This is a genomic window from Flavobacterium erciyesense (assembly GCF_018069925.1).
GTDB classification, from domain to species: Bacteria; Bacteroidota; Bacteroidia; order Flavobacteriales; family Flavobacteriaceae; genus Flavobacterium; species Flavobacterium erciyesense.
This window is the reverse complement of sequence record NZ_JAGPXB010000009.1, coordinates 91,104-103,906: the sequence shown is the minus strand read 5'-3', so window position 1 is coordinate 103,906 and position 12,803 is coordinate 91,104. Positions and strand designations below refer to the sequence as shown.

9 protein-coding genes and 2 tRNA genes are annotated in these 12,803 nt (G+C 37.9%); 3 read left to right on the top strand and 8 right to left on the bottom strand.

From position 1 onward, the window contains the following. Positions 1–2 precede the first annotated feature (2 nt). Entirely contained in the window at positions 3–1,106 is a 1,104-nt protein-coding gene (locus KBJ98_RS10615) for a glycosyltransferase family 2 protein (protein ID WP_210790510.1), read from the top strand. 142 nt (positions 1,107–1,248) lie between these two features. Here the strand turns inward: KBJ98_RS10615 and KBJ98_RS10610 are convergent, their stop codons facing one another. Beyond that, on the bottom strand, positions 1,249–1,725 hold the full coding sequence (locus KBJ98_RS10610; RefSeq protein ID WP_210790509.1) for a hypothetical protein: 477 nt from the start codon (positions 1,723–1,725) through the stop codon (positions 1,249–1,251). 42 nt (positions 1,726–1,767) lie between these two features. Continuing rightward, entirely contained in the window at positions 1,768–2,157 is a 390-nt protein-coding gene (locus KBJ98_RS10605; RefSeq protein WP_210790508.1) for a hypothetical protein, read from the bottom strand. A 51-nt stretch (positions 2,158–2,208) separates the two neighbouring features. On the opposite strand from KBJ98_RS10605, the gene KBJ98_RS10600 reads away from it, so the two are divergent. Continuing rightward, complete coding sequence (locus tag KBJ98_RS10600; RefSeq protein WP_210790507.1) at positions 2,209–2,709, top strand: DUF456 domain-containing protein; 501 nt, start codon at positions 2,209–2,211, stop codon at positions 2,707–2,709. A 63-nt stretch (positions 2,710–2,772) separates the two neighbouring features. Here KBJ98_RS10600 and KBJ98_RS10595 read toward each other — a convergent pair. The 6 genes from KBJ98_RS10595 to dnaE all read right to left on the bottom strand — a co-directional run bounded on the left by KBJ98_RS10595 (position 2,773) and on the right by dnaE (position 10,663). Continuing rightward, positions 2,773–2,849, bottom strand: a tRNA-Asp gene (locus KBJ98_RS10595). 233 nt (positions 2,850–3,082) lie between these two features. Further along, positions 3,083–3,156 (bottom strand) — tRNA-Asp (locus KBJ98_RS10590). 86 nt (positions 3,157–3,242) lie between these two features. Further along, positions 3,243–4,181 carry a DUF58 domain-containing protein gene (locus KBJ98_RS10585; protein WP_210790506.1) on the bottom strand — a complete coding sequence of 313 codons (939 nt, stop codon included), beginning with the start codon at positions 4,179–4,181 and terminating at the stop codon, positions 3,243–3,245. Positions 4,182–4,347: 166 nt separating this feature from the next. Continuing rightward, positions 4,348–4,665 carry a thioredoxin gene (trxA, locus tag KBJ98_RS10580; RefSeq protein ID WP_024980008.1) on the bottom strand — a complete coding sequence of 106 codons (318 nt, stop codon included), beginning with the start codon at positions 4,663–4,665 and terminating at the stop codon, positions 4,348–4,350. Between the two features lie 333 nt (positions 4,666–4,998). Continuing rightward, positions 4,999–5,910 (bottom strand): outer membrane beta-barrel protein, encoded by a 912-nt coding sequence (locus KBJ98_RS10575; protein WP_210790504.1) that lies wholly within the window; start codon positions 5,908–5,910, stop codon positions 4,999–5,001. A gap of 208 nt (positions 5,911–6,118) precedes the next feature. Continuing rightward, positions 6,119–10,663 (bottom strand): DNA polymerase III subunit alpha, encoded by a 4,545-nt coding sequence (gene dnaE, locus KBJ98_RS10570; RefSeq protein WP_210790502.1) that lies wholly within the window; start codon positions 10,661–10,663, stop codon positions 6,119–6,121. A gap of 726 nt (positions 10,664–11,389) precedes the next feature. Between dnaE and leuC the strand changes: the two genes are divergently transcribed. Beyond that, positions 11,390–12,784, top strand: coding sequence for a 3-isopropylmalate dehydratase large subunit (gene leuC / locus KBJ98_RS10565; protein WP_210790499.1), 1,395 nt, complete (start codon positions 11,390–11,392; stop codon positions 12,782–12,784). Positions 12,785–12,803 lie beyond the last annotated feature (19 nt).

Below are 12,803 nucleotides of genomic sequence, written 5' to 3'. Positions count from 1 at the left end.
AGATGATCACAGCACTGTTACTCTATTTGATTCTGCTGATTTATACATTAGCCATCATGGCACTGATCTATGGCTTTACCAAAATTAAAACTACGAAGCATTCTTCCGCATCAGCTACCACAGCATTTACAATTATTGTCCCGTTTAGGAATGAAGCGCATAACCTCCCGTTATTGTTGGATAGTTTTACAAAATTAGAATATCCAGCACATTTATTTGAAGTCCTTTTAATTGATGATGCTTCAACTGACGGCTTTGAATTACCTGAATTGCCTTTTAAAGCAACAATACTGCCGAATCATAGAACTTCAAATTCACCCAAAAAAGATGCTATAACTGCTGCCATGACAAGGGTATCTACAAATTGGGTAATCACTACCGATGCTGATTGCACCTTACCCAAAAAATGGCTTTCAAGTTTAGACCAATACCTACAAAATCACAATGTAAGCATGGTTGCCGGGGCAGTAACCTATACTGGTAACAATTCGTTTTTACATCACTTTCAACAGTTGGATTTAACAAGTTTACAAGGCGCTACAATAGGTAGTTTTGGTCTAGGAAAAGGATTTATGTGCAATGGTGCTAACTTGGCCTACACTAAAGCTATTTTTGAGGAACTCAATGGCTTTGAAGGCAACAATTCAATTGCTAGTGGCGATGATGTTTTTCTGCTTCAAAAAGCCATTGCACGCCATCCAGAGAAAGTACACTACCTTAAATCATCAAATAATATTGTTAAAACGCAAGCTGTGAATAGTTGGGAAGCTTTGTTTTACCAGCGAGTACGATGGGCTAGTAAAACGAGTTCGTACCAAAGTAGTTTTGGAAAAGTACTTGCTGTTATCGTTTTTCTAGGAAATTTAAATTGGATTTTCATTTTGTTTCTAGCTGTTATTAGCAGCTTCTCACTAGTACATTTATTGATTGTATGCGTAGCAAAATTTATTGTTGATACCGTTTTGATTTACCAAACTAACAATTTTTTGACCAAAACCAAAATGCGTCACTTGCTAGCTAGTAGTTTGCTTTATCCTTTTTTTAGCACCTTTGTGGCTTTGTATTCTATGACTGGGAAATACGAATGGAAAGGCAGAAAGTTCTAGGAATTGCTATTGCCCTAGCATAGATGTAAGTGGCATCTCCCGATTTTAAAAAACAAGGCTTTTCTACCGTAGTTTTTTTTATCGGGAATAACGTGTACAGCTGGACATCGAAGATTCAGCGGAGATAAATAGTTACTTAAAACTACTCTACTTTTAAAATTACAGGAAGAATAAATTGGGTTTTTACAGGGATTCCGCGTTTGATAGCTGGATTTATCTTGGGGAAATTCACCAAGCGTACTTTTAATATACTATCGATTTTAATTTTGTCATACGCCACGGAGTCTTTTGGAAACTGTGGTTCAAATTGCATCGTGCTATTAGGAAAAACGGTAACCTTTACCTCGATGGTATCGAGTTCCGGATAAAGAATTGAAAGCGTATCAACGCTTAACTTTTCTTGAATAAGTTGCGTTAAAACTTCAAAAAAACATTGTTGGCGTTGTTTTTTGTCATTGATTTGCTCACAATCAATAACCGACGGATATTCGTCAACTTCTTTCCAGTTGATTGCTTTGAGTTCTTTTTGCAATAATTCCTTTTCCGAAGGGACCTGCTTATCAACATATTGACAAGAATTGAGGAGAAGAAAGGCAAAAAAGAGAAAATACTGCTTCAAGGTTTTGTTTTTGAATTATACGAATACGCCATAAAAATACAATTATTTTTTTGGAGAGGCTTTTGAAAGCAAATAATCTTCGTAGTTTTCGTTAAACCATTTTTGTTTGTTCTGAGCGGCAACTTCTTTTTGATCTGGGTATAAAGTAGCCAAACGTTCCGAGAAAACCGCAATTTGCATGGTGTAGTTATAAAACTCTTCTTTGGTTAAAATGAGTTTTGGGTCTGATTTTTTATCAGAGAATTCAAAGAAAAGCGCATCAAATTGTTTCAATGAAAAATTTAATACTTTTACTCTGTTCTTGTTATAAATGGATTCTTTGAGCAACTGATCCGCTGCGGATACTGCTTTATTTTGAGCATGCGCGCCTAAACCGCATAATAAAAATAGAAATAAAATAGAAAAAGACGCAAGTGTTTGAATTAGTTTCATAACCAGAGGAAGTTGCTTTTATTGAAAATCAAATTTACTAAAAAATTTATTATGGATGTGTTGCTTTTACTTTTGGGACTACTGAGCATTCTTTTGGGCATTGCTGGAAGTTTTTTACCTGTTTTACCGGGACCTATACTAAGTTGGTTAGGACTTTTATTGCTCTATCTCACCGGTGCTGTTCCCATGAACTACTGGGTTGTAGGCATCACTTTTCTAATTACAATAGCGCTTTCAGTTTTAGATTATGTAATTCCGGCACAAGGTACCAAAAAATTTGGCGGCAGTAGTTACGGTATTTGGGGCACCAATATTGGGTTGCTTGTTGGCTTACTAGCACCAATACCGTTCGGGTTTATAATTGGGCCATTTATAGGTGCGTTGGTAGGTGAATTACTTTACGACTCCAAAAACCAACAAAGAGCCGTAAAAGCTGCAGTAGGCTCATTGGTAGGTTTTTTGGCCTCTAGTTTCATTCAGTTTGTTTTTGGCTGTATGTGCTTAGGTATGTACCTGTGGTTGGTATGGGAAAACAGAGTGGCACTTTTTTAAAATTATATAAAGTACAAAATGCTGTAAAACAAAAAAGTCTTTCTTTCGAAAGACTTTTTGTACTGGCGGTCTGGACGGGACTCGAACCCGCGACCCCATGCGTGACAGGCATGTATTCTAACCAACTGAACTACCAAACCAGTATTGTAAGCTGTAACTTCTTGTTCTACAAATAGAACTGTATGCAGAAGTTTATATCAAGAGTACCCTCATTTTAATCAAAAAAGCTATTCGCCGAGGCGAAAAGCTTTTCATTGGTCTAACTACTAAACCCGCTACGAGTTACAAATTCGTAGCAAACAACACAACTAACGTTAAAAACCTTAAAGGGGCAAAAAAGCCTTTCTGTTACGAAAGGCTTTCCCCAATATTGCGGTCTGGACGGGACTCGAACCCGCGACCCCATGCGTGACAGGCATGTATTCTAACCAACTGAACTACCAAACCTCTGCGTTATTGCGGTGGCAAAGATACAACAGATTTCCGTTTACACAAGCGTTTTTGCTAAAAAAAATCAAAAAAAATACACACTTTTAGCCAAAGTTTTGTTTTTCAACCAAATAAGTAGTCATTATTTTTTCAAAATTTTCATCAACACGTACCGGAACATACTTAATTCTGTTCTGCGAGCAGGTCAATGCTATCTTTTTAAAGTACAATTGCATTTGTTTTTCATACTCTTCTTTCACATTATCTGCAAAAAGCACTACTTCTTCACCTGTTTCTACATCAATAAATTGTCGTGGTCCATTATCAAAATCAAAATTCAACTCCGTTTTAGCATCTACAACATGAAAAACAACCACTTTGTGCTTGTTGTGTTTTAAATGTTGCAGCGCATTAAACAAAGCCTCCTCATCTACTGAATTAGGCCCTGACTGAAACATATCAGTAAACAAAACAATCATCGAGCGTCGGTGCATCTTTTCTGCTATTTGATGCAAGTAGGTCACTGTATCGGTTTTCTTTTGAGTCATTGGTTTTGCTAACAAACCTTCGAGATTACTCAAAATCATTCTATGATGGCGATCGCTTCCTTTTTCAGGTGCATAATACTCGTACGTATCCGAGAATACACTCAATCCCACTGCATCTCGCTGCTTTTTGAGTAAATTCATCAAAACAGCCGATGCCAAGACAGAAAAACCAATTTTGTTTTCGTAAAAATTTTGATCACTACGCAAATTAGGATAATGCATTGACGAGGAATTATCAATAACAATATGGCATCTCAAATTGGTTTCCTCTTCATACCTTTTGGTGTACAAACGATCGGTTTTGGCGTACAACTTCCAATCGATGTGTTTGGTACTCTCGCCAGCATTATACACTTTATGCTCTGCAAATTCAGCCGAAAAGCCGTGAAACGGACTCTTGTGCATTCCGGATATAAAACCTTCTACGACTTGATTTGCTAACAATTCCAGATGCTGAAAACGAGCTATTTGTTCTATTTGTGATTCCATCTTCATCTACCAAATGTATTAAAAGATTGAAAGATTTAAAAATTAAAAAAGTACCGAAGCAAAACTTAATCAAATAAATAAAATCAATTCAGCTCAAACAAAAAAAGGCTTGACTTGCGTCAAACCTTTTCAATGAACCACAATTGGCTCTATTTTAATTATAATCTATAGATTACAACAATGCGTCTAAACTATCAGCGTAAGTTTGCTTAGGAGCTACTCCTACTTGCTTTCCTACTACTTCTCCGTTATGAAAAACAAGAACAGTTGGAATGTTTCTTACACCGTATTTTGCAGCAAATTCTTGATTTGCATCAACATCTACTTTTCCTACTACTACTTTTCCTTCATATTCATTACTAAGCTCGTCAATGATTGGACCCACCATTCTACAAGGTCCGCACCATGCTGCCCAAAAATCAACCATTACTGGTTTGTCTGACTTCAAAACTACCTCTTCAAAAGTAGCATCTGTTATTGCTAATGCCATAATATATATTTTAAGTTATCATTTGAAATTTTATCATTCAAACTAGATTACAAATTTAGAAATTAAAAACAAATCAACCACTATTCGCAAATTAGTTTTCCCTATTAATCCATTATCAACGCCTATATGCCAAAAGTATTTCTTTTTAGCTTAATTTTTTTGAAGCTATTTCCTGCTGTACGCTTTATCTTTTGGATTCCCTTCGTTCCTGCGGGAACCCAAAAGGATGCCGCTGCCATCAGGGCTAGGTGTGTCGATTTCAGTAGCACTTATCCAGCATAAAAAAAGGGATGCCAAACAATGACATCCCTTGGTATTTTAATTATGATTGAACTACATACTGTATTTCAAACCTAAAGTCAAACCTAAACCACTGATCCCTACATAAGAGCTCAACTCATCCATTGGCTTGCTTGCGTCTAAACCATTAGGATTTGTTGCCGCATTGTTTGAATTTACATCCAAACGATCTACATAATTGGTATTAATTTGAGCGTTCGTTCTTGTTGATAGAGCGTTTTGACCATTTCTTTCGTACACAATCGTCTCCTTTGATTTACCATGAACTGTAAAATTGCGGTATTCTAACTCCGCAAAAACAGCAAGTTTATTTCCCAAAGCGTAAGTAGTTCCTAAACTAGCCATAAAACCTACTGTAGGATTTGGCTTGATACGATCAACACTTTTCACCGCCACAGTGGCTGGACTTGCAACGCCTGTTGGAGCAATTGCATTGGTCGTAATCTCTAAATCTCCATGAATAGGAAGTAACAATCCCACTTTTGAATAGGGTTCAAAACCTTTCGCTTCTCCAAGAAATAAGACTAGAGCTGGCGCCAAATCAAATGCGGAAATTTGCCCTACCGATTTAAAATTGAATATCGGCCTACCTCCAGACATAAAAATCTGATCGGTAGTAGTTTGAGCCATGGTTTTATCTGCACTTGAATAATAATTCAAACCAAGTTCAAAACCAACACGAGCATTAAAGCGACGACCTAATGTGATACCTGATCTAAAACCCTCACCAAAAGAACCGGTGATACTTTCTTCTGCTACTAACTTACCTCCTACGTAGGTTTTATTTAATGCTGCATTACCACCCACAGTAGGAAATTCTGTTGCCGCAGTTTGCATAAAATACGAACCGCCTGCTTTTAAATACCAACTCCCATTTTGTTTTGATTGCCCGATAATTAGCATCGAACTCAACATAAAACCAACTAAAAATAACTTCTTTTTCATAATATCTCTTATTAACGTAAAAGCAAAAATACGCCATAAAAGATAAAAATAATACATAAAAATGCCTCAAAACGATATCCGAATTACATAATATCTAACAATCAAGGCGTTAGCATATAACTAAAAATGAGATTTTTTTTCAATAATTTTGAATTGTACAAACCAATAAATTACTAAGAACAACAATGCCAATTCGAACAACGATTGACTAATTCAGTTTGAAATTTATCTGCATTTTTTCTAACTCAACTAACAACTCATGGGAAATCTTGATTTTTAATTTCCTACTTGGCATGCTCAGTTTAGTCACCACTTTAATCTCTTCAATTTCCTCCATTTTTGCAGCAGCAGTTGTGGCTAATCCATCTGCGCCAGCATCGTCGCCATCCTCTTGATCGTCAACAAACGATTCATCATCAGCCTCGATAGTAATTGGAGCTACAGCAACTAAACGTTTGGTTTTTTCGATTTCCATGACTTCAAAGCTTACCGTGTTGTCTCCTTTATTTTCTAGAAAAAGTCGACTCAAATTATGAATCACTTCTGTTTGTATGTCTTTAATATTCAAGTACAAGATAAGTTTTTTAGCAAATGTAGCTAGTACATCTTGCAGTTGTTTTACCTCAACAAATTGCATTCGAGGCTCGCTCTTTTTACCTGTATCTTGATTCACCCAACCTTCTTTAATTAAGATTTTCAAAAACACAAATTGGTTGTTGTATAAGAAATGGTAAAATTTGAGATACTCCTCGCCAAATATTTTAAATTCGAAACTTTCGTCGAAACCTTCTAAAGTAAAAATGGCCCAGTCTTTACCGTTTTTAGCCGTGCGCCTTTGGAAATTAGTTACAATACCAGCAAAAGTTAAATTTTTACCCACATATTGTTCCATACTGCGCAAGGCCTCTAATTTGGCGTTGCAGAAATATTTCATTTCATATCTAAAATCGTCTAGCGGATGTCCTGAAATATAAATCCCAACCACTTCCTTTTCGCGAGACAATTTTTCCATCGTACTCCAATCCTCGCAAGGCGGCACCACAGGTTCTGCAATTTGCACTTCGCTGGTATCACCAAACAAACTCACTTGCGAGCTGTTTTCGTTCTCTTGAAACTTGGCTCCGTAACGAATGGCTTTTTCATAAAATGTGATTCCATCGCCATCATCGTGAAAATATTGCGCACGGCTTGTTCCTTCAAAAGAATCAAATCCGCCTGCTAATGCTAAATTCTCGAGTGCCTTTTTATTAGCTGCTCGCAAATCAATACGTTTGGTCAAATCAAAAATCGACTTGTATTTGCCATCTTTTCTGTTTTCGACAATGGTAGCCACGGCTCCAGAACCTACACCTTTAATAGCACCCATACCAAAACGTACAGCATAGTCATCGTTAACGGTGAATTTATAAAAGGATTCGTTAACATCCGGACCTAGTACACGCAATCCCATACGCTTACATTCTTCCATAAAAAACGACACTTGTTTGATATCGCTCATGTTGTTTGAAAGCACCGCCGCCATATATTCGGCAGGGTAATGCGCTTTTAAATAAGCAGTTTGGTAGGCAATCCAGGCGTAACAGGTAGAGTGCGATTTGTTAAAGGCATAACTCGCAAACGCCTCCCAGTCTTTCCAGATTTTCTCTAAAATTTTAGCATCATGTCCTTTCGCAGCAGCTTGCTCAACAAATTTAGGTTTCATTTTATCCAAAACGTCCTTTTGTTTCTTACCCATAGCTTTACGAAGTACGTCGGCCTCACCTTTTGTAAAATCAGCTAATGACTGTGACAAAAGCATCACCTGCTCTTGGTAAACGGTAATTCCGTAAGTTTCTCCAAGGTATTCTTCACAAGCATCCAAGTCGTATTTAATTTCTTCCTCACCGTTTTTACGACGAACGAAAGAAGGAATATACTCAAGCGGTCCTGGACGGTATAAGGCATTCATGGCAATCAAATCCCCAAATACAGTTGGCTTCAAATCCTTCATGTATTTTTGCATTCCAGGCGATTCGTATTGAAAAATCCCCACTGTTTCTCCGCGCTGGAACAACTCGTAGGTCTTGACATCATCAATAGGAAACTCATCTGGATTAAGTTCGATGTTATTTCGGTATTTCACCAGCTTCACCGTATCTTTTATAAGTGTAAGGGTCTTCAAACCCAAGAAGTCCATCTTCAATAAACCTGCACTTTCTGCAACCGAGTTATCAAACTGAGTTACGTATAAATCAGAATCTTTCGCCGTTGTTACGGGCACAAAATTGGTAATGTCTGATGGGGTAATAATCACACCACAGGCATGAATACCGGTATTTCGCATCGAACCTTCCAGAATTTTAGCTTGCTGAATTGTCTCTCCAGCTAATTCATCGGAATTGGCAATCGCGATTAACTCCTTTACATTATCAAATTCATCAGAGCGCAAGGCTTTTTTAACATCCTCTTCCTTCTCTGAAATAAATCGAGCCAAATTCCATTTTGAAGGCATCATCCCCGGAATCAACTTGGCGATTCTATCCGCTTCAAACAGCGGTAAATCAAGCACACGCGCGGTATCACGAATAGCCGACTTAGTTGCCATTTTACCATAAGTGATAATTTGAGCTACCTGGTTGGAGCCGTATTTTTTAATTACGTAATCCATAACTCGACCACGACCTTCGTCATCAAAGTCGATATCAATATCGGGCATGGATACACGGTCAGGATTCAAGAAACGCTCAAAAAGCAAATCGTACTTAATGGGGTCAATATTGGTAATTTTCAAACAATAAGCCACCGCTGACCCTGCTGCCGATCCACGGCCTGGACCAACCGAAACATCCATTTCACGTGCCTTGGCAATAAAATCTTGAACAATCAAAAAGTAACCCGGATAACCTGAATTGGATATCGTGAGCAACTCAAAATCCAATCGCTCTTGAATGGCAGGGGTAATTTCGTTGTAACGTTTTTTCGCTCCCTCCATTGTGAGATAACGCAAATAAGCATTTTCACCTCGTACGCCATTATCCTGTTCATCTAATGGATCAACAAATTCTTGCGGAATATCGTATTTAGGCAATAATACATCACGATAGAGTGAGTAAATTTCGACCTTATCAACAATTTCTTGGATGTTGATAATAGCATCTGGCAAATCAGCAAAAAGTTGCTTCATCTCGTCACCAGACTTATAATAGTACTCTTGATTTGGCAAACCATAGCGATACCCGCGACCACGACCAATTGGTGTAGCTTGCTTTTCACCATCCTTTACACACAACAAAATATCGTGTGCATTGGCATCTTGCTTGTTTAAATAATAGGTATTGTTGGTAGCGATGAGTTTTACTTGGTGTTTTTGTGCAAATTCTATCAAGGTTTTATTGACCCTGTTTTCATCCTCTTGATTGTGGCGCATAATCTCAAGATAGAAATCGTCACCAAACTGCGCTTTCCACCATAACAAGGCTTCTTCGGCTTGATTTTCACCAACATTTAAAATTTTACTCGGAATTTCACCATATAAATTTCCAGATAAAACCATGATATCTTCCTTGTACTGCTCCACAATACTGCGATCAATACGAGGTACATAATAAAATCCGTTGATGTTGGCTATAGACGCCATCTTGGCTAAATTATGATACCCCTTTTTATTTTTGGCCAATAGCACCACTTGATAGCCATTGTCTTTTTTTGTTTTATCTAAATGATTGTCGCAAATATTAAATTCACAACCTACGATAGGCTTCATTTCGGTTTCTGTTGGCTCCTCGCCGCTCTCCACCAACGTTTTATTTTTGGCGGAAGCCGATTTGTTGTGATTCATTACGGCGCTTACAAAATGAAACGCTCCCATCATGTTTGCTGTATCAGTCATGGCAACTGCTGGAAAACCATTTTTGGCGGTTGCAGCAACCAACGGACCAATCCCGATAGTGGATTGCAGCACCGAAAACTGTGTATGATTGTGCAAATGCGCAAACTTCGCCTCAGCAAGTACTTTTTTATTTTCTAAAAGTTCACCTTTCGATATTCCCGCTCCTTGCTTATCGCCAAATTGTTGACGAATTACGTCCGAAGCTTGCTTCAGATTGATGTGCTTAAGTCCAATAAGCTGAATTTCTCTTGGATTTTTTGCTTGAAAATCTTTAAAATATGACGCCGGAACATCTAGTTCTTCTTTGGTAAAAATTTCCTTTCGAACTAACTCAAGAAAGCAACGAGTAGTTGCCTCCACATCGGCCGTTGCGTTGTGCGCTTCAGAAAAAGGCACGTTGAATAAATAACTGTGCAACTCCGTCAAAGTTGGCAATTTGAATTTACCACCACGTCCTCCGGGCAGTTTGAGTAAACTTGCCGTCACCTCTGTACAAGTATCTAAAACAGGAAGACTTGCCATAGTAGACTCCACTCCTAATCGATGGAACTCGGCCCCCATAATATTGACATCAAAACCTAAATTTTGACCCACAATAAACTTGGTTTTACCCAAGGCTGCATTGAATTTTTCGAGTACCTCAGCCAGCGGGATTCCGTTTTGTTGCGCCAATTCGGTCGATATTCCGTGAATACGCTCGGCATCATACGGAATATTAAAACCATCGGGTTGTACCAAATAATCTTGATGTTCGATCAATTTTCCCATGTCATCATGCAATTGCCACGCAATTTGAATGCAACGAGGCCAGTTGTCCGAATCAGTAATAGGCGCATCCCAGCGTTTCGGTAATCCTGTAGTTTCGGTATCGAATATTAAGTACATAAGCTAAAGTAACAAAGATTAAAAATGTAAAAATGCAATTTAAAAAACACCGCAAAACATTGGTTTACTGATATCTAAAAAGCATCAAACATAACAATTGTGGAAGTTCAAATTTAGATGATTTTCAAGTAGAAACATAGTGAAGTTATCAACAATACCAGATGATTTTTACCCAATTTAAAATCAAATACAGATTACTTTTCAACAATAATAACTAAATCAAATTATTAAAAAAACAACTTCTTACAATTGCAATGAAGAGTGAATTTAAATAGAAAAAAACCTAAAAATTCAACTTTGAACGTCGTAGTATTTCATGGTAAAGCAACTCGAAGAAACATCTAAAACAAGCATATTTCGCAATCAAATTTATAGTAGAATTAAAAATTCAAATACTAAATCAACTTTCACTAAGCTATAGAAAATAACAAGTTCATCATCATAAATCATCGATTTGATAACAAAATCACCAGATAAAGCCTTAAAAATATCAATTTGATAAAAATCAAAAAACATCACCTAAAATATAAAAACAGTAATTCTCTTAACAACAATTCAAACATCTGAAAAGCCAAAAAGCCAAAACAACAACTGCAGTTCCATCGTTTTTAATTTGGGCATCGTATAAAATCAAATTAAGTAAATTTAGAATCGCCAGTAGCTACTTAGTTTTGCCCTTTTAATGATCATCCTAGCACAATGTTGCTGCAAAATAAAAATTTTAAAATGAGTAAGACATTATTTGACAAAGTATGGGACGCCCATGTAATACGTAAAATTGAAGATGGACCAGATGTATTTTTTATCGACCGTCATTTCATTCACGAAGTAACTAGTCCCGTTGCTTTTTTGGGTTTAAAATCAAGAAATATTCCTGTTTTATATCCTGAACGTACCTTTGCAACCGCTGATCACAATACTCCAACAATTAATCAGCACTTACCTGTACAAGATGCTTTATCTGCCAATCAATTAAAAGCCTTAGCGGATAACGCTGCCGAATACGGAATTTCGCATTGGGGTTTAGGACACGCACAAAACGGAATTGTGCATGTAGTAGGTCCTGAAAACGGAATCACCTTACCAGGAGCTACTATTGTTTGTGGCGACTCGCATACCTCAACTCACGGTGCTTTTGGCGCCATTGCTTTTGGAATTGGAACTTCGGAGGTTGAAATGGTTTTGGCAACCCAATGCATCATGCAACCCAAACCTAAAAAAATGCGCATCAACGTCAACGGCACTCTTGGCAAAGGTGTAGGCCCGAAAGATGTGGCATTATATATTATTTCGCAACTAACTACTTCAGGTGGTACGGGATATTTTGTAGAATATGCCGGAAATGTATTCGAAGAAATGTCTATGGAAGGCCGAATGACAGTTTGTAATTTAAGTATTGAAATGGGAGCTCGTGGCGGAATGATTGCGCCCGACCAAAAGACATTTGATTTCTTGGAAGGTAAACTTTTTGCTCCCAAAGGTGAAGCTTGGGACAAAGCCGTGGCTTACTGGAAAACTCTAAAAACAGATGCCGACGCCGTTTTTGATGCTGAAGTAAATATCGACGCAGCAGCTATTGAACCTATGATTACTTACGGTACAAATCCTGGAATGGGCATCAGCATTTCATCAAAAATTCCTTCTGCGAATCAAGTAGAAGGTGGTGCTGAAACCTACAAAAAATCGCTTGCGTACATGGGCTTTGACGAAGCAGATGTGATGATTGGCAAACCAATTGACTTTGTTTTCTTAGGCAGTTGTACCAATGGCCGTATTGAAGATTTTAGGGCTTTCGCCGAAATTGTAAAAGGACGCAAAAAAGCTGACAACGTTACTGCTTGGCTAGTTCCGGGATCGCATGTAGTTGAAGCTCAAATTAAAGACGAAGGGATTTTAGATGTTTTAACCGAAGCTGGATTTGTCCTGCGTCAACCGGGATGCTCGGCTTGTTTGGCGATGAACGACGATAAAGTACCGGCAGGAAAATATGCAGTAAGTACATCCAATCGAAATTTTGAAGGTCGCCAAGGACCGGGTTCAAGAACGCTACTTGCGAGTCCGATTATGGCAGCAGCGGCAGCAGTTACCGGAGTTTTGACAGACCCAAGAAATTTGTTTTAGCCCCCTAACCCCCAAAGGG